The following is a 16,558-nucleotide window of genomic DNA, read 5'->3' as shown; positions in this document are numbered from 1 at the left end:
AAGGGAACTGCGACAAGACTTTTGTCACAGTTCCTTCTTTTTTTGCTATGCTATACTAGATATAAAAAATAGGAGGAATAAAATGAGGAAAACTTATTCTTTTGAATCAAAAATCTATGCTTCCGAAGTCGGCAAGGGTGGCGCATATATTGTTTTTCCATATGATATAAGAGAAGAATTCGGTGCTGGAAGAGTGAAAGTCCAAGCAACTTTTGATAATGTGCCGTACGAAGGCAGTATCGTGAATATGGGAGTGAAAATTTAGATGGTTCGGTCTGCTATATCCTTGGACTACGAAAAGATATTCGTAAAAACATCGGAAAAGATATTGGTGATATCGTAGCAGTTACAGTGAAGCAAAAATAAAAACAAGAGGTTATGACAAAAGATGTGTCACAACCTCTTTGATAAACGGTGTTCAATCAGCTGACCCTCGGTATTCGCTCATAACGCTGATTTCACAACCTCTTCTTTCATAATGGTTTTTCACCATCTTTATAATAAACGGGTTCTTTGATATGGAAATCTGTTTTTTCCAACCAATCTAAAATCTTGTAACCTAACTCTTCTGACATCGGAAAAGAAGCGTTGATTTGTGCATTGGAGATATGGTCAACATGGATACCGGAAGTGATCGTACAGCTTCCTGGAACGGCATTTTTGATGACCACAGCTATTTTTTCGGCTAAGACATCGTCTTTGTGGAAACGACCATCGTGGCTAGGGAAACGTACAGTTTGGATCTCTGTATCACGAGAAAATGTAGTGACTGTTCCGATATGTGGTGTATCTCCGCCTGTTAAAGTAATCAATAAGTCTTTACCGATTACTTTAACAGCGGCTTGGATCGTGAAACCTAGTTTTGTTACTTCAACTATCGTTTCTTTTTCCATATTAATCACCTTGCCAACGTTTTGAATGTTCATTTACAATCCCAAATTGATCCAAAAGTTTCATTGTATGGTGATCAACAAGATCTTGGATCGTTTGAGGCTGATTATAAAAAGCAGGGATCGGTGGTATGATTTGCACACCTAGTCGTGCTAATTTAGTCAAGTTTTCCAAGTGAATGGCATTTAATGGCGTTTCACGAGGGACAATGACTAACTTTCGTTGCTCCTTCATTGTTACATCAGCAGCACGTGCAATCAGGTTGTCGCCTAAACCAACAGAGATACCTGCGACTGTTTTCATACTTGCCGGTACGATGATCATTCCATCGGTCAAAAATGATCCGCTGGCGACAGCAGCACCTAGATCTTTGTTTGAATAATGGTAATCAAACAGGCTTTCGAATTCATTTAGGGATAAGTCGGATTCCAGCTTTAAGTTCTGTTTTGCCCATGGACTGATGATTCCGTGTGTTTCTACCATCGGATATTCTTTTAGTTTCTTCACTAGGTTGATGGCATAAATGGTGCCCGAAGCGCCACTTACACCAATCACGATTTTTTTCTTCCGTTGTGCCAATTGTTCCATTTTCCGCACTCCTTTTTATGATGTCAAAACAGTTGCAGATCATTCATTATTTCAAATATTTTTCCCAATCTTCTACTTCTTGGAATTTTGCACGTACAAAATGTTCTTTCATATCGAAAGGAACTGTACCGTCAAAGATAGTTTTTGCACTCATCCCACGGAAACGAATAGAGCCAGGATTATATTCTGGTAATTCTGATGGGTCCAATGGATGGTTTCTCATTCCTGGGAGCACAATAATGTCTTTATCTCCTTGGAAACGAGTGTTGAAAGTCCAAACTACATCGTTCATGTCGAAAATATCAACATCTTCATCGACTAAAATGACTGTCTTCAATTCTTTGAAGGCTGATAAGGCAAGAATAGCTGCTTGGCGTTGAATACCTTCATCCGCTTCGTTTTCTTTACGAATCTGCATGATGGTCATCAATTTACCGCCACCTGCAGGAGGATTGTAGACATTTACTACTTTTCCTGGAATAGCTTTATCAACCAAGGCAAGAATACTTGCTTCTGTAGGAATACCGGCCATAGATACGTGTTCTTCACTTGGACCAATCGTTGTTTGCATGATTGGATTGTCTTTTCGATGAGTAACTGCTTTGACTTTTACTACTTGTACAGCTGGATTAGCATCCCCAGTATAACCAGGAAATTCTGGCATTGCTTTCCCTGAGTTCGTGTTGATATCTTCTTGCATTGTTTCATTTGGCATGATTTCTGCTTCAATGATGAATTCAGCACGAGCAATACCCACTTCATCGACTACTACACCATCAACGATTTGAATAGGTTCGTTACGCAAAGCTCCTGCACACCATAGTTCGTTGTAGCCAAGTGGAGTGGTAGGTGGTTCGAAAGTCGTACCAATGGCAATTGCTGGATCTAAACCAATATTGATAGTGATAGGCATTGGTTTATTCAATGCTTCAAATTGTTTTTGGAAGTGACCAATGTGGCGCCCACCAGGCATGATGTACATACCGATCGTATCTTTGTCTTCTAGGACCATACGATGGATCGTTACATCGCTCATTGTTTTTTCTGGATCTGATCCTAAGACTACACCCATCGTGATGTATGGACCTGCATCTTCAGGAGTATTTGTAGGTGCAGGCAAAATGTTGCGAATATCGAAGTCTGCATCGGTAGCTAGATGAACCACTTCTTGTGCTGGAGCGTCTGCTTTGTCTACTTTCACAGGTTTGATTGGATTTTCTACAGCGTCTTTCAAGAAACGGCCAAGTGTTCGATAATCATGGTGCAAAATTTCACCTACACGTTTACGACTAGCCATTGTCCCGATGTTCACACGTGTGCCGGGGAAACCTTTGATATTGTTGAAAGTCATAGCTGGTCCTTCTTGAGTCGGACGTTTTACTGTACCGCCAGCACCGATATAACGGTAAACACCAGATAATTCTGCTTCAGGATCGATTTCAATATCTGTTTCGTGATATTGACCTGGAAGTGTTTTTAGTTCTTCGATGACTTTTCTTAAATCATACGGTTGATCTGTCATGAAAAATTCCTCCTTAGTTGTCTTTACCTATCTATAGTAAAAGGTACAAAGGAGGAAAACAATTCAACTTGTTTGATAAAATATTCCTTAATGGAATGGATACGGTTTTTTGATAATAGAATAAATTATGATATACTTACAACAATAAGAAAGCGCATACTAAATCCTAATGGAAGGAAAGTGAAAAAAATGGAGGAGTCATTTCCTAAAGCAGTAAAAGTAGAAAATATAGCGAATATTTTGAAAGTTACATTTGAAAACGGGGAAGTAAAATACGTGAAATCTCATTGGACAGAAGAGATAACCGATGCCTTGCAATTTGGAAAAAAAGGAAGAGGAAAAAGAAAAAATCTTCTCGCTTTGTCTACTAATATGTGGATTGGGACTGAAGTAACGATTGAAGCAGATGGAACAGTATTCATAAATGGAAAAGACAAATATACACCGCAAGAACTGTGGCTCAAAGGGGAAAACCATATTCCAGAATTATAAATAGGCAAGAGGTTGTGACAGAAGTGGTCAGCTTCAAGAAATAAGAAGGAATGTACGAAAATTGCTTCTCAAATTTTTGTGACATTTCGGCTTATTTCCGAAGAAGCTACTTCAGGAACACCGTGAATCAGAGGTTGTGACCGAGGAGTTGGAAGGAGAACGCCGTTTATCGAGAGGTTATGAAAAGCTGTTTATTCAAAAAAAGGGTGGTGACAACAATTTTGTCACCACCCTTTGTAGTAATTGGAAAAAACGAATAGCTTTATTCTGCACGCAAAGCGATAGCAGCGTCTTTTTTCGCTGCCATTCGTGCAGGAAGATGACCGCCAAGCATCGTCAATACAGTAGAGACAATCACTAGAATGATCGCATGGACAGGATTTAGTTGCGCAACATTTTTTAGATCCGTCATGCTGTACAAGATGCTATTGATAGGGAATGTAGCTAGCCAGGCAATAAACACACCTAGTATCCCAGAAGAAATACCTAAAATACACGTTTCTGCGTCAAATACGCGAGTGATGTCTTTTTTCCGTGCACCTAAAGCTTTTAGTACACCGATTTCTTTTGTCCGTTCAATCACAGATGTATAAGTAATGATACTGATCATGATCATACTTGTTACTAAAGAGATCCCTGCAAAAGCAATGAGGACATAAGTGATAGCATCCATCAATCCGCCAGTCAGTTCAGTCATCGTTCCAGCTAAATCAGTATAAATGATTTTATCTTCATCTGATTTGCCTTTATTGTAATCATCTAAATAATCCAAGATTTTTTCTTTGTCTTCAAAATTGTTCGGATAAATCATGATACTTGAAGGCAAGCTGTCTCCGCCTAAATAACTAAGCAATGTTTGTTTGGCATTTTCGTCAACTTTTTCAGTAGTTAAGACATTTACATCACTGTCTTTTTGGGCTTTGACGATTTCTGATTCTTTGTTCTCATTGACGATTTGAGTCGTTAATTGATCACTATAAGCGATTCCTGGCGATAAGAGATTCATTGTAGAAGAAGACTTCACGCGTAGGATTCCTGAAATCTTCAATTCATCTGAAGAATTCTGGTACATCGAATCATAATCTGTATTAGGAATGAAATTCCCAGTTGGAAGTTTTGTATAGTAAGTATTGTTGTTTACTAACTTGAATGTTGTACCGACGATCTCATCGAAATCAAGTTTTTCGTCTTCCTTCACATCAAATCCAAGATTTTTCAATGCATTGATATTAGTATTATTGTTGCCGTCTACGATCAGCACGACATCTGTTGCTGAGGCTGGATAACTTCCGGCAAGTAAAGAATAATTGTCTTTTAAAAAGTTTTCTTTGCTAGTGTCAAGCTGTGTAGGGAAACTTGACACTCCCACACCTGTCATTGCTGACATCGTACTAGACAAGGAAAGAGATTCCGCATCAGGGTTTTGATTCGAGAAGCTGACAGGCTGTACTTTGCCATTTACATCACGTAAAAGATTGATTCCTGTTGTACGAGTAAACCCAATATTATTACTTAAATTAGGATCGATGTCTGTTACATAATCGACGTAGGTTTGATCGATCTTATTCGTATGCTGTGCTTTGTCTTCTTCGCTGACTTTTGCTGTGATCGTTTTGCTGTCTGGATACTCTGCTTTGCTTGCACCTAATCCAGCATCGTCACGGGTCTGGTTAGTCGTTACCTTAGAAATAGTGATCGGAAATTTCGCCATCGTTTCAGCTTGCGTGTTATCGATTTGCTTTTGGAAACCAGAAGAAAGGGAAAGGACGATCGCGATTCCGATGATCCCGATACTGGAAGCAAAGGAAGTCAAGAAAGTACGTCCTTTTTTTGTTCGGATATTGTTGAAAGAAAGCTTCAACGCTGTCCAAAAACTCATCTTCGTTCTGCGTAGGTTAAATTGATCATCTTTTGGTCGTTCGATGTGAGGATGGGAATCCGTTAAGATCTTACCATCAGAAAATTCAATGATCCGGTCTGCATATTGATTGGCCAGTTCAGGATTATGTGTGACCATGATCACTAATTTTTCTTTCGATAACTCTTGGATCAGTTCCATGATCTGGATACTTGTTTCTGTATCTAAAGCTCCGGTTGGCTCATCACACAAAAGGATATCTGGATCATTGGCTAGCGCTCGAGCGATTGCTACCCGCTGCATTTGTCCACCAGATAGCTGATTTGGCTTTTTGTGCATATGATCTGTCAAGCCGACCCGATGCAAGGCATCTTCTGCCCGTTTTCGTTTTTCGTCTTTAGAAACACCACTTAATGTCATCCCAAGTTCAACATTTTCAATAATGCCTAAATGACCAATCAAGTTATAACTTTGGAAAATGAACCCGATAGAATTGTTTCGGTAGGCATCCCAGTCGTTGTCTTTGAAGTCTTTAGTAGACTTTCCGTTGATCACCATATCACCGGAATCATAATTATCTAGTCCACCAATCACATTCAGCATAGTCGTTTTACCAGAACCACTAGGACCTAAAATCGCTACGAATTCTTTTTGTCTGAAAGCGACAGATACACCATCCAATGCTTTAGTGGTGGTTTCGCCGACTTTATAATATTTTTTTATATCTTTTAATTGAAGCATAATCACCCTTCTCCCGTATTGAAATATTCGGTATACTAATAAGTATATCAGAACAATGATCGTAGTATACAAAATAAATGTTAACTGAAGATGAACTGCAAGAAAAAATCTAGAAATTTTTCAAAAAACAGAGGGAGAACAATGAATCGTATTTTAATAGTAGAAGATGATCCGCAATTACAGTTGCTTTACCGTTCTGTGTTGGAACGAGCGGGCTTTTCAGTCATCACTGCACTGAATGGAGAGGATGCGCTGAAAAAACTAGAAGCGACACGTATAGAATTGATCATTACAGATATCATGATGCCGAAAATGGATGGCTATGACTTGCTAGACTCATTACGTAGCACCAGATTTGACACACCTGTTCTGATGATTACGGCAAAGGCCGATTTTGAGGATAAGAAACGCGGGTTCAAACTAGGAGCAGATGATTATATGACAAAACCCATCGATGTCAATGAGATGATCCTACGTGTGGAAGCATTGCTTCGACGTTCAAAAATCAATTACAGCAGTAGCTTGATGATTGGACAAACAAAATTAGAGCTGGATACTTATACAGTGTTACAAGATCAGCATTCGTTGATTCTGCCTCAAAAAGAATTTCTGCTTCTGTATAAATTACTGTCTTATCCCAACAAGATCTTCACTCGCCAACAGTTGATGGATGACATTTGGGGATTAGATACGAATACAGAAGAACGAACGATCGATGTACATATCAAACGTTTAAGGACCCGTTTTGAAAAGACGGAAGATTTTCAAATCATGACAGTACGGGGACTAGGCTATAAGGCGGTTATTTAAAGATGAAAAAAAAGCTATTTTCACAATTATGGATCTATTTTGCCAGTATTGTCTTCATTTCGATCTTAGTGACACTGCTGTGTTTTCTTGGTTTTATTTTCTTATTGTCTCGGCATTCTATCTCACCTGCTGAATCGGCTGGAAAACCAACGCTATACCCGTTATTCGTCTTTGCAGGGTTCAGTATGATCGTGGGTACAGGAATATCGATTTTTGTTGGGCGGCGTATTCTGCATCCAATCAGTGCACTAGGGACAAATATGAGTCTGGTAGCAACGGGAGATTTTTCGATTCGAATGGATGAGCAGCAGAAAGTAGCAGAAGTACAGCAACTGTATAAAGATTTCAATGTTATGGTCCAAGAACTCAATAGTATCGAAACATTGAGGAATGATTTTGTGTCCAGTGTATCCCATGAATTCAAAACACCATTAGCAACGATCCAAGGATATGTACAATTGTTACAAGCCCCAAATCTCTCTGACGAAGAACGCCAAATATTTTTATATCGGATTATCGAAAGTATCACGCAGCTTTCACAATTAACAGAGAACATCTTAAAATTGAACAAACTGGAAAACCAGCGTATCCAACTGGAAAAAAAAGAGTACCGATTAGATGAACAAATTCGAGAAGTAATCGTTTTTTTGCAGCCTAAATGGGAGAAAGAACAGCTAGAATTGGATATCGAACTGGCTGCAGTAAATTACACAGGCAATGAAGAGTTTTTGTACCAAGTGTGGTTGAATATCATGGATAACGCCATAAAGTACAATCAAGTCAATGGACAGATTCATATCAAACTATTTGAGACAGCCACAGAGATTGTACTGGAAGTGACCGATTCAGGTGTAGGAATGAATGAAGAGACCAGAGATCGAATGTTTGAAAAATTTTATCAAGGAGATACAAGCCGTCAAATTTCTGGGAATGGGCTAGGACTTTCACTGGTCAAAAAAATTCTAGAACTGCATGATGGTCGTATTGATTATAGCAGTATCGAAGGAGTAGGAACGACAGCAATGATACGGTTAAGTAAACAATAGGAAAAAGAATAACCCCCCCTAAAAATTCGATTGAAGGTTTTTAGGGGGGGAGTCGTTTTTTTGTGATGAGGGAAATGTTCTTACGGTTCTTTCGACATAAAATCGCTGCTTTCTTATTGAACTACGAGAAATGATAGATGTGTCATTGAAACAAGGATATGATGCAAAAAAGAGAGCGAAAGTCATGAGTCGCTCTCTTTTTTGGATGGATTGATAGACAGAAAATGAAGGGCCTAGTTCTCTTCTTGTTTCAAATACTCCCAAAATGTGTCTGAAGCCAAAGAATGTTCACCGATTTTACGCGTAAATGCGAGATAACTTTCTTTTGTTGGAGAGATGGGGAGGATCACAGTATTTTCTTTTAACAGATTTTTGACTGTTTTTTCCATAACAATAGCAATCCCCATGTCATTTGCAATCATATTGATGATCAAGTCGGTCCTAGATCCTTTATAAGAGATTCTCGGTTCAAATCCAGCTTCGCGACACAAGTCCAGCACAGGTTGATACAAGTTCGTAGTAGGGCCAAGAACCAAAAAATTCTCCTTTTTCAGTTCACTTAGATCCAATTTCTTTTTAGCAGCTAAAGGATGGGTTTTAGGCAGAACTGCTACAAAATCGTCTGTTTCAGTAGGTAGCCACTCAATCGAACTTGGTGGGGCCTGGAAGCTTCTGGCAAAGTGGATCGTATCACTATGTTCATTTGTATCGTCATAAGTCAGTTCGATACTTTCCACTTCTTTCAACTGGACCGTAAATTCAGGATGACGTTTCAAAAATTCGGTAATCTTGGAAAAGCCTTGGTAATTGATCATGGTTGGTATCGTTAAGATATTTAATGAAAGATTGTTTTCTTGCGTATAGGTTTCAAGCACTTCTTGCATGGCATGGTATTGTTCTACGACATTTTTTACATAAGGGAGCAACAAGCTTCCAGCTTCGGTCAACTCGATTTTTCTATGGGCACGTTCGAATAATTTTACGTCTAGTTCTGTTTCTAACGAAAGAATCTGTTTAGAAATGTTTCCTTGGGTGGTGAATTGTCGTTCAGCAGTTTTGGTGAAATTCATTGTTTCGGCTAAATCAAGAAAAACTTCAAATTTATGGATATCCATCATATTCCTCCTACTTATTCCAATAAAGAATACTTTAACACAAAAAATGAATTGGTGTAACCTACTCTGTCTGGTACAATCTTTCTTGCAGTGAAAGCAGTGATTGCAGAAAATTTTCTGTAATAATTTTCGCTTTATAGAGAAAGAGAGGAGTTTTTTTGATGCCAACTGGAGTTTTGATCAATGTAGGTTCCGTTTTGCTTGGCGGACTAATTGGCGGATTAGTAGGAAATAAACTAAGCGAACACTTTAAAGCGCAGCTGACGATGGTTTTTGGTGTGTGTTCAATGGGGATGGGTATCTATTCCATTGCGCCAATGAAAAATATGCCAGCTGTTATTTTTGCTTTGGTGATAGGAACAGCGATTGGACTGATTGTTCATTTAGGTAATGGGATTAACAAGGGCGCTGCGTTGATGCAAGTGCCTATTTCTAAAATCTTTCCTAGTGAAAAGCTTGGTATGACCCACGATGAATTTATCAGCACATTAGTGACGGTCATTGTTTTATTTTGTGCAAGTGGTACGGGGATTTATGGAAGCTTAGATTCTGGGATGACTGGAGATAGTACGATTTTGATTTCTAAATCTGTCCTTGATTTTTTCACAGCAGCAATTTTTGCATGTAATTTAGGATATGTCGTTTCCGTAGTAGCGATTCCCCAATTCATTATTTTTTATATCTTGTTCTTATTGGCAAAATTTATTTATCCATTGACTACACCAGATATGATCTTAGACTTTAAAGCTTGCGGTGGATTCTTGATGGTTGCTACCGGTTTTAGAATGATCAACGTGAAAATGTTCCCAGTAGCTGACATGATACCAGCAATGATCGTTATCATGCCACTAAGTTGGATGTGGACGAATTGGATCATGCCACTGTTATAATAATAATCAAAGAGAAGCCATTTTTTGCTGACTAAAAGGGATCAAACCTTTTAGTCAGTTTTTTTTGTATTTGACAAACTGATTTTGAAACTATATTATATGATGTATAATATAGATTGTAATAAAATATTACACTTGAGAATAGAAGGTGACGTAATGCACATCCAGATTCCAACTGTTCTTCTTGATGGCACTGTGTTAGCAGCATTAAGCAAAGAAGATATGTATGGTTATGCCTTAACAAAAATCGTACAAGAAAGTCTCTCAGTCAGTGAATCTACACTTTATCCGGTTTTGAGAAGATTGAAAAAAGAAGGGTATCTTGAGACCTATGATGAACCTTTTGAAGGTAGGAACCGTCGATATTACTCGTTGACACCAATAGGAAGTCGTCATTTAGAAGAAATTATTGATGAATGGATTGTTTTTCGAGATTCTTTAGACCGGTTATTGGAGGAGAGCACAAATGAATGATTATTTGAATGAAGTTGTGGATCATCTTCAAGAAATTCCTGAAGACGATCGTTTTGATTTGATCCAATATTATGAGGAATATTTTTTAGATTCCGGAAAAACATTAGATCAGGTCATTGATGAATATGGTACACCAAAGCAGTTTGCTTTAAAATTAAAAATCAGTTACTTTTCAGAAGAAGAACAAGCAGAAGACGAGTTAGTGAGGAGTCCAAAAAGACAAATGCGTCTGATTTGGTTAATCATTATCGGTTTATTTGCTTCTCCTGTCCTCATTCCACTAGCATTGGGGTTTATATTGGTTATTGGGGGACTATTGATTGCTTTGCTGGCGCTCATTTTTAGTATCTATGTTCTATGTATCAGTATCTTAGGTATTGGCTTATTCATGATCATCTCAGGAATCAGTGTGTTTGGTCAATCGATTCTGAGTGGGTTATTCTTTATCGGTGTTGGTCTGTTCGCCACGGGAAGCGCAGTATTTATTTCGCCACTGTTGCTGAAAGGAACAAAATGGCTTTTTTATGTCATGATGAACTTTGTTAAATGGATGGGACGGCGTTTTATTACAAAAAGAGATCTGCATTCAGCGGGCGCTTGAAGGAGGACAGATAAATGAGATTGAAACATTTTTTGATTACCGGTATTATCCTGATGGTTACTGGCGGACTCCTAGCAGGTGCAACTTATACATTAGGCGCTCAAAAGAGTCTGACTTGGGATGATGGCCCTCGATTGATCGATATGGTGACGGAGACGAAAAAAATCAAAAAGGCAAACAAAATCGTCATCCATGCAGAACATCAAACAGTGTCAGTCATACGCGGGTTGGATTTTGAGATAAAAACGACCTACGATAAGACAGAAAAGCCAGAAATAAAGGAGAAAAATGGTGTATTGACCGTGAATGCAGTCAAAAAATCAGAAGGTGCGATTATTAGTTTGGAAGACACCAGTGCACAAATCACTATTGTTGTCCCTGCAGATCAGGAATTATCTGAATTGACAATCGAAGGGAATAATAGTGCAATCGACATCAACGAAGTATCGATCAAAAAAGTAAATACTATGACACACGATGGTTGGGTATCATTCAATGAATTTACGGGAGGAACAATAACGGCGAAAGATGAATTAGGTTCTCTTCGTTTAGATGAAGTCAAGGTGGATAACTTGACCGTCATAGGAGAAAGCAGCAATTTACATCTAGAAGACAGTTTGGTCAGCAAAGAAGGAAACGTCACTCTAAACAATAGTAATTTATCTTTGCATGAGATGGAAAACAGTGGCTATACTCTCCAAACATCTGGTGAATCTCATATTGAAAAAGACTACCAGCCAATAACAAATACGTTGTTAGAGCAAGGACAGAAACGGCTGAAGATCACTGCCAAAGACACTTCGATCAATATCACGACAGATCAAGAAGACGATGAAACAGATTGATCTAGCAAACAACTGGATAGTTTAAGAAAAAACAGCAAAGATCGGAAGGATCTTTGCTGTTTTTCATCGCTTAACACACATAACTATAGTAAAATAAGTAAGAACATATCTATAAAGAAAACAGGGTGAAAAAGTATATGAAGGCAGAAGAAGGTCAAAGAGAAAAGTTAAAAACAGAAATGGAAAGATTACATACTTATATCACTCAACTAAGTCAAACCTTTTATGATCCAGATAAAGAAAAAGTGATGGTCAACTATCCGAACAATTCAGAAGGTCGTCAATTAGAGCAAGTGTACCATGAAGTTTTCAAACATTTATTGACGGTGAAGAAAGAACTGGACTATTATTCTTTACCGATTATCGATACAGGAATATTGAAGTATGATGGGGAGAAGGAACGATTTATCTTTAAATCTGTTCGGGAAGACTTGCCTCTTTCAGCAGGAATGGATCTAGAAATCTTGGTAGAAGACTATTTTACAGAAGAAAAACACTGGGTTCGAACAAGATTGGATTATTTGCCGCAAGCAGCCGGAGGAACACAAGCAAGCGGTTGGTACATCACTGAAGACAAAGATTTGGAACTAGAAGGTGCAATGGCGCGAATTCGAAAAAAGGATTAAAAAGCAACACTATATTTATTGAAGGATAAAGGAGCGCAGAAAGTAGAATGAGAGAAAAAAGAGCAATTTATATCAATGGTTATGCAGGAATCGTCAGTTTGGTCGTATTAGCTTTAGTTGGTTTATTTTTCTTCTATTTAGGCATGTGGCAAGCGAAAGTTTGGGCACTATTTTTAAGTATTTTTCTTTGGCTGATCGCGTTACTGTTGCTAAGTTCGGCAACTGTAGTCAGCCCTAATCAAGCAAAAGTGATTTTGTTTTTTGGACAATATTTAGGTACGATCCGGGAAAATGGCTTTTTCCTTACGATTCCTTTGGCACAAAAAATGACTGTTTCGTTGAAAGTTCGGAATTTCAACAGTTCTGTTTTAAAAGTCAATGATTTAGACGGAAATCCCATCGAAATCTCAGCAGTAGTCGTGTTTAAAGTCATTGATACAGCAAAGGCATTATTCGATGTAGCGTATTATCAAGATTTTGTAGAAATCCAAAGTGAGACAGCCATCCGGCATATCGCTAGCCAATATCCGTATGATACCTTCAATGATGATGATTTGACGCTTCGAGGAAACACTACGGCAGTGTCTGACGAGTTGAAAAAGGAGTTGCAAGAGCGTTTAGCAGTAGCAGGTGTCGAAGTAATCGAAACACGATTGAATCATTTAGCCTATGCAACAGAAATCGCCAGTGCCATGCTGCAACGTCAACAAGCAAGAGCTATTTTGTCTGCTCGACAAACCATTGTTGAAGGAGCTGTCACGATCACTCAAATGGCTTTGGAACAAATCGAAGAAGGACAAGAAATCAATTTCACCGATGATCGAAAAGTCCAATTAATCAATAATTTACTTGTCTCAATCATTACAGACAAAGGAACGCAACCCGTTATCAATACAGGCGATATGAAAGACCGTAAGTGATATAGTTTTTGTAAGATAGGAAGAAGGAGTTTAGGACGATTGTCTTAAACTCTTTTTTAGTTGTTCAATGAAAATGACAAAATTGAAAGAAGAATGATAGATGATTCGAAGGCATAATTGTTCGTTTTTTTCTATAATCAATATATAAAGTAAGAGAGAAGGGGAAAAAGTGAAAAAAATTCTGATCGGACTACTTGTTTTCATCGTTGTGGCACTTGCAGGGGTGAAAATCGCAGATTACGTAGTGATGGGCGGAGAAGAATACTATGTACAGATTACGACAGATGGTGCAAAAACAGTCTCCAAAGCAGACTCTGGACAAGAAATAGTCAACTATAGATATATCCTGCCTGGTTATACGAAAGAGGGTAAGGAAAAAGAACTAGATTTCAATGGGCAATTGACTCGACCGCTTCGTAAAGGAGCATATTTGAAAATCACCTGGAACAAAAAGAAAGGTGTCACTTCATATGAAGAAGTCGAAAAAAAAGATGTGCCGAAAACAGCACTAGAAAAACTAATTAAAGGGTAGGGAAAGAAATGAACAAAATAGTCGAAGTACAGAATGTAACAAAAGTATACGGGAAAAACAATGAGAAAAAGACGCAAGCATTAAGTGGCATCAGCTTCGATGTAGAAAAAGGTGAATTTATTGGCATCATGGGTGCTTCCGGTTCAGGTAAATCAACGCTTTTGAATATTTTATCCACATTAGACAAACCAACAGATGGACATATCCGAATCAATCAAAAAGATGTGACGACATTAAAAGGAAATCAACTAGCAGATTTTCGTGCGAATGAAATCGGCTTTATTTTCCAAGATTTCAATTTATTAGAAAGTTTGACAGCACAAGAAAATATCGCTGTTCCTCTTTCTTTACAAGGTGTCAGACCAAAAGAAATCAAGCAACGTGTCCAAAAAATTGCAGAACGTTTATCGATTGCTCATATTTTGGAAAGCTATCCTTCTGAGATTTCTGGTGGACAAAAACAACGAGTCGCTGCCGCACGTGCGTTGATCACACAACCAACGATTTTATTAGGGGATGAGCCTACAGGTGCGCTGGATTCTAAAAGTGCCCGTGATCTTTTAGATACGATGGACGAATTGAATACAAAAGATCATGTATCGATTCTTCTAGTGACACATGATCCGTTTTCTGCAAGTTATTGCCAACGTATTTTATTTATCAAGGATGGCGGTATCCATCAAGAAGTGAAACGTGGAGATCAAAGCCGGGATTCCTTCTATCGGGAAATACTATCTATTCTTGGAAACTTGGAACAGTAGGGGGAGATTGACTATGCTTTGGAAATTATCACTTACTGGGATCAAGAGCCGTTTAAGAGATTACTTGGTATTATTCTCAGGATTAGTTATGGCATCTGCTATTTTTTACATGTTTGAATCAATGGCGAGCAACGAAGCCTTTTTGAAAAGCAATACGGTCGTTGCTGCTACAGTTATCATTTTCCGACTAGGTTCTGTTTTACTAGGGATCATCACATTCGTTTATATTTTATACGCGAATTCCTTTTTGATGACGATGCGACAAAAAGACTATGCCATGTTTATGATGCTAGGAGCAAAAGGCAGAAAAATCGCACAGATGATTTTTTCTGAAACATTCGTAGTAGGGATCGCGGCTACCTTAGTAGGTTCAGCTGTCGGTGTAGGATTGACAAGTATCGTCCACCGATTATTAGTGGATCAGTTAGATATCAATATTTCGCATTTTACACCTTTTAGCATTCATGGGTTGTTGATCACCGTTTTGTTTTTTGCTATTTTGTTTTTATTAGCAGCTATTGTCAATGCTTTTTCGATTGTCAAAAAACCGATTTTAGCATTGATTCGTGCGGATCAGACACCAACAAGAATCAAGCAGCATAAATTCTTGTTCTTCCTTGAAGTAGTACTAGGGATTGCTTTTCTAGGCTGCGGTTATTATATGATGAAACATGTGGGGACCTATCAAGTTTTTGGTATGGGAGTAGCTCTAGTCACGATCGTATTAGGAACTTATTTCATTTTCCACTCTGTGATCATTTTCTTCTTATCATTACTAAAGAAATCAGAACAGATTTCATTGAAAAAATTGAACAATTTCACATTGTCACAGTTAAGTTTTCGTATTCGTGAATATACACAAATGCTCTCCATGGTTGCTATGCTGTTTGCTTTAGCACTTGGTGCTTTGACAGTAGGTCTAGGATTTAGAAATGAAATTTCGGAAATGACGGAAAATGCTGCTGGTTATGACCTAGTGATGAATAATCCTCGGGCAGAAGATCAGCAAAAAATCAAAGAACTATCACCAACACTTTCTGCTTCTTATACTCAAAAAGAAGATGCGGGAACGATTTACTATAATGCAAGTGAATTTGCGGCTCAACCATTGATCATGATAAAACATGAAGATGGGACACCGCCGAAAATCACGAAAGAAAAAGTTCCTGCTGAAAAAATGAATGAACTGACTGTACAAGATGAGCTTCGTGGCTATGAATTGCCTGAACAGCAAGAAAAAGAAATCAAGGTAGTCAGTCAATCGGAATTTGATCAACTGAGTTTGCCACAATCCACTTTACAGCTAGTTCAGGTCAAAGACTTCCAAGCAAACTTGGAACCAATCAAAGCACTTGCTACACAAAATAAAACGAACAATCCATCTTTGCAAAAAGTAGAGTACAGTAACCAGAAGTATGAAATGTATGAAGGATATAATAGTCTATTCTCTGGTTTTGAATTTATGGGATTCTTCTTAGGTTTAGCTTTCTTGACTATGCTTGCTAGCTGTTTGATGTTCAAGATCTTGTCAGGAAGCAAGAGTGACATCGCTCGTTATGAAATGCTTGAAAAGATAGGAACACGACGCGGATTGCTTAAACAATCGATCCGTAGAGAAGTAGGTGTGTTATTCTTAGCACCAGGAATCTTAGGTGTAGTCCATGTCTTGTTCGGGTTACAAATGTTTGGTCTATTCATGCAAAATCCATATAAAGATATTTGGGTGCCATTTACGATCTTCTTCGTATTGTATTTCATCTACTATGTACTGACGACATGGTTGTATACTGGAATCGTATTGAAAAAGAGGTTGTGACAGAAGTGATCAGCTTCAAGAAATTTCGGC

17 protein-coding genes and 1 pseudogene are annotated in these 16,558 nt (G+C 38.3%); 13 read left to right on the top strand and 5 right to left on the bottom strand.

The genetic code is table 11. The features are described 5' to 3' along the window. Nucleotides 1-82 precede the first annotated feature (82 nt). Nucleotides 83-366: pseudogene (locus tag HMPREF2961_RS15195) on the top strand (DUF1905 domain-containing protein). A gap of 107 nt (nucleotides 367-473) precedes the next feature. Here the strand turns inward: HMPREF2961_RS15195 and HMPREF2961_RS08135 are convergent. The 3 genes from HMPREF2961_RS08135 to HMPREF2961_RS08125 are packed head-to-tail and all read right to left on the bottom strand — an operon-like array spanning nucleotide 474 to nucleotide 3,001. After that, nucleotides 474-893 carry a prenylated flavin chaperone LpdD gene (locus HMPREF2961_RS08135; protein ID WP_002315934.1) on the bottom strand — a complete coding sequence of 140 codons (420 nt, stop codon included), beginning with the start codon at nucleotides 891-893 and terminating at the stop codon, nucleotides 474-476. A gap of 1 nt (nucleotide 894) precedes the next feature. Beyond that, nucleotides 895-1,479 carry a UbiX family flavin prenyltransferase gene (locus HMPREF2961_RS08130; RefSeq protein ID WP_002293209.1) on the bottom strand — a complete coding sequence of 195 codons (585 nt, stop codon included), beginning with the start codon at nucleotides 1,477-1,479 and terminating at the stop codon, nucleotides 895-897. Nucleotides 1,480-1,525: 46 nt separating this feature from the next. Continuing rightward, nucleotides 1,526-3,001, bottom strand: coding sequence for a UbiD family decarboxylase (locus HMPREF2961_RS08125; protein ID WP_002315933.1), 1,476 nt, complete (start codon nucleotides 2,999-3,001; stop codon nucleotides 1,526-1,528). Between the two features lie 180 nt (nucleotides 3,002-3,181). Here HMPREF2961_RS08125 and HMPREF2961_RS08120 point away from each other — a divergent pair, with 180 nt between their 5' ends. Then, on the top strand, nucleotides 3,182-3,493 hold the full coding sequence (locus tag HMPREF2961_RS08120) for a hypothetical protein (RefSeq protein ID WP_002320403.1): 312 nt from the start codon (nucleotides 3,182-3,184) through the stop codon (nucleotides 3,491-3,493). Between the two features lie 262 nt (nucleotides 3,494-3,755). Here the strand turns inward: HMPREF2961_RS08120 and HMPREF2961_RS08115 are convergent, their stop codons facing one another. Further along, nucleotides 3,756-6,092: an ABC transporter ATP-binding protein/permease gene (locus HMPREF2961_RS08115; protein WP_070704502.1), complete on the bottom strand. Its 2,337-nt coding sequence runs from the start codon at nucleotides 6,090-6,092 to the stop codon at nucleotides 3,756-3,758. A gap of 141 nt (nucleotides 6,093-6,233) precedes the next feature. Here HMPREF2961_RS08115 and HMPREF2961_RS08110 point away from each other — a divergent pair, with 141 nt between their 5' ends. Both HMPREF2961_RS08110 and HMPREF2961_RS08105 read left to right on the top strand, forming a co-directional pair. Beyond that, the gene (locus tag HMPREF2961_RS08110) at nucleotides 6,234-6,902 is read left to right on the top strand and encodes a response regulator transcription factor (protein WP_002315931.1); all 669 of its coding nucleotides are present in this window, start codon (nucleotides 6,234-6,236) and stop codon (nucleotides 6,900-6,902) included. Nucleotides 6,903-6,904: 2 nt separating this feature from the next. Further along, complete coding sequence (locus HMPREF2961_RS08105) at nucleotides 6,905-7,948, top strand: HAMP domain-containing sensor histidine kinase (RefSeq protein WP_025477355.1); 1,044 nt, start codon at nucleotides 6,905-6,907, stop codon at nucleotides 7,946-7,948. Between the two features lie 233 nt (nucleotides 7,949-8,181). Here HMPREF2961_RS08105 and HMPREF2961_RS08100 read toward each other — a convergent pair whose 3' ends face one another. After that, nucleotides 8,182-9,063: a LysR family transcriptional regulator gene (locus HMPREF2961_RS08100; protein ID WP_002293221.1), complete on the bottom strand. Its 882-nt coding sequence runs from the start codon at nucleotides 9,061-9,063 to the stop codon at nucleotides 8,182-8,184. A gap of 161 nt (nucleotides 9,064-9,224) precedes the next feature. Between HMPREF2961_RS08100 and HMPREF2961_RS08095 the strand changes: the two genes are divergently transcribed. The 9 genes from HMPREF2961_RS08095 (at nucleotide 9,225) to HMPREF2961_RS08055 (ending at nucleotide 16,528) form a co-directional block, all read left to right on the top strand. Next, nucleotides 9,225-9,953 (top strand): DUF554 domain-containing protein, encoded by a 729-nt coding sequence (locus HMPREF2961_RS08095; RefSeq protein ID WP_002293223.1) that lies wholly within the window; start codon nucleotides 9,225-9,227, stop codon nucleotides 9,951-9,953. Nucleotides 9,954-10,109: 156 nt separating this feature from the next. Then, entirely contained in the window at nucleotides 10,110-10,427 is a 318-nt protein-coding gene (locus HMPREF2961_RS08090; RefSeq protein WP_002293224.1) for a PadR family transcriptional regulator, read from the top strand. After that, nucleotides 10,420-11,028 (top strand): DUF1700 domain-containing protein, encoded by a 609-nt coding sequence (locus HMPREF2961_RS08085; RefSeq protein WP_002293226.1) that lies wholly within the window; start codon nucleotides 10,420-10,422, stop codon nucleotides 11,026-11,028. Before HMPREF2961_RS08090 ends, HMPREF2961_RS08085 begins: the two co-directional genes overlap by 8 nt. Nucleotides 11,029-11,042: 14 nt before the next feature. Beyond that, nucleotides 11,043-11,873 (top strand): DUF4097 family beta strand repeat-containing protein, encoded by an 831-nt coding sequence (locus HMPREF2961_RS08080; protein ID WP_070704499.1) that lies wholly within the window; start codon nucleotides 11,043-11,045, stop codon nucleotides 11,871-11,873. Nucleotides 11,874-12,010: 137 nt separating this feature from the next. Continuing rightward, nucleotides 12,011-12,499, top strand: coding sequence for a DUF5348 domain-containing protein (locus tag HMPREF2961_RS08075; protein WP_002293229.1), 489 nt, complete (start codon nucleotides 12,011-12,013; stop codon nucleotides 12,497-12,499). A gap of 47 nt (nucleotides 12,500-12,546) precedes the next feature. After that, entirely contained in the window at nucleotides 12,547-13,419 is an 873-nt protein-coding gene (locus HMPREF2961_RS08070) for an SPFH domain-containing protein (protein ID WP_002315928.1), read from the top strand. A gap of 169 nt (nucleotides 13,420-13,588) precedes the next feature. Beyond that, complete coding sequence (locus tag HMPREF2961_RS08065) at nucleotides 13,589-13,951, top strand: YxeA family protein (RefSeq protein ID WP_070704496.1); 363 nt, start codon at nucleotides 13,589-13,591, stop codon at nucleotides 13,949-13,951. Between the two features lie 8 nt (nucleotides 13,952-13,959). Then, nucleotides 13,960-14,712 (top strand): ABC transporter ATP-binding protein, encoded by a 753-nt coding sequence (locus tag HMPREF2961_RS08060; RefSeq protein WP_002312797.1) that lies wholly within the window; start codon nucleotides 13,960-13,962, stop codon nucleotides 14,710-14,712. A gap of 13 nt (nucleotides 14,713-14,725) precedes the next feature. Next, nucleotides 14,726-16,528, top strand: coding sequence for an FtsX-like permease family protein (locus HMPREF2961_RS08055; protein ID WP_025477354.1), 1,803 nt, complete (start codon nucleotides 14,726-14,728; stop codon nucleotides 16,526-16,528). Nucleotides 16,529-16,558: the final 30 nt, after the last annotated feature.

The organism is Enterococcus sp. HMSC076E04, assembly GCF_001814285.1.
GTDB classification, from domain to species: Bacteria; Bacillota; Bacilli; order Lactobacillales; family Enterococcaceae; genus Enterococcus_B; species Enterococcus_B lactis.
Note: the sequence above shows the minus strand (reverse complement) of the source record. Positions and strands in the feature narration are given on the sequence as shown.

What these genes read in the sequence shown, in the direction of transcription:
- HMPREF2961_RS08100 (WP_002293221.1), bottom strand. Translation starts at nt 9,063, where the DNA reads ATGGATATCCATAAATTTGAAGTTTTTCTTGATTTAGCCGAAACAATG.
- HMPREF2961_RS08115 (WP_070704502.1), bottom strand. Translation starts at nt 6,092, where the DNA reads ATGCTTCAATTAAAAGATATAAAAAAATATTATAAAGTCGGCGAAACC.
- HMPREF2961_RS08080 (WP_070704499.1), top strand. Translation starts at nt 11,043, where the DNA reads ATGAGATTGAAACATTTTTTGATTACCGGTATTATCCTGATGGTTACT.
- HMPREF2961_RS08070 (WP_002315928.1), top strand. Translation starts at nt 12,547, where the DNA reads ATGAGAGAAAAAAGAGCAATTTATATCAATGGTTATGCAGGAATCGTC.
- HMPREF2961_RS08110 (WP_002315931.1), top strand. Translation starts at nt 6,234, where the DNA reads ATGAATCGTATTTTAATAGTAGAAGATGATCCGCAATTACAGTTGCTT.
- HMPREF2961_RS08105 (WP_025477355.1), top strand. Translation starts at nt 6,905, where the DNA reads ATGAAAAAAAAGCTATTTTCACAATTATGGATCTATTTTGCCAGTATT.
- HMPREF2961_RS08075 (WP_002293229.1), top strand. Translation starts at nt 12,011, where the DNA reads ATGAAGGCAGAAGAAGGTCAAAGAGAAAAGTTAAAAACAGAAATGGAA.
- HMPREF2961_RS08130 (WP_002293209.1), bottom strand. Translation starts at nt 1,479, where the DNA reads ATGGAACAATTGGCACAACGGAAGAAAAAAATCGTGATTGGTGTAAGT.
- HMPREF2961_RS08135 (WP_002315934.1), bottom strand. Translation starts at nt 893, where the DNA reads ATGGAAAAAGAAACGATAGTTGAAGTAACAAAACTAGGTTTCACGATC.
- HMPREF2961_RS08090 (WP_002293224.1), top strand. Translation starts at nt 10,110, where the DNA reads ATGCACATCCAGATTCCAACTGTTCTTCTTGATGGCACTGTGTTAGCA.
- HMPREF2961_RS08060 (WP_002312797.1), top strand. Translation starts at nt 13,960, where the DNA reads ATGAACAAAATAGTCGAAGTACAGAATGTAACAAAAGTATACGGGAAA.
- HMPREF2961_RS08085 (WP_002293226.1), top strand. Translation starts at nt 10,420, where the DNA reads ATGAATGATTATTTGAATGAAGTTGTGGATCATCTTCAAGAAATTCCT.
- HMPREF2961_RS08055 (WP_025477354.1), top strand. Translation starts at nt 14,726, where the DNA reads ATGCTTTGGAAATTATCACTTACTGGGATCAAGAGCCGTTTAAGAGAT.
- HMPREF2961_RS08095 (WP_002293223.1), top strand. Translation starts at nt 9,225, where the DNA reads ATGCCAACTGGAGTTTTGATCAATGTAGGTTCCGTTTTGCTTGGCGGA.
- HMPREF2961_RS08125 (WP_002315933.1), bottom strand. Translation starts at nt 3,001, where the DNA reads ATGACAGATCAACCGTATGATTTAAGAAAAGTCATCGAAGAACTAAAA.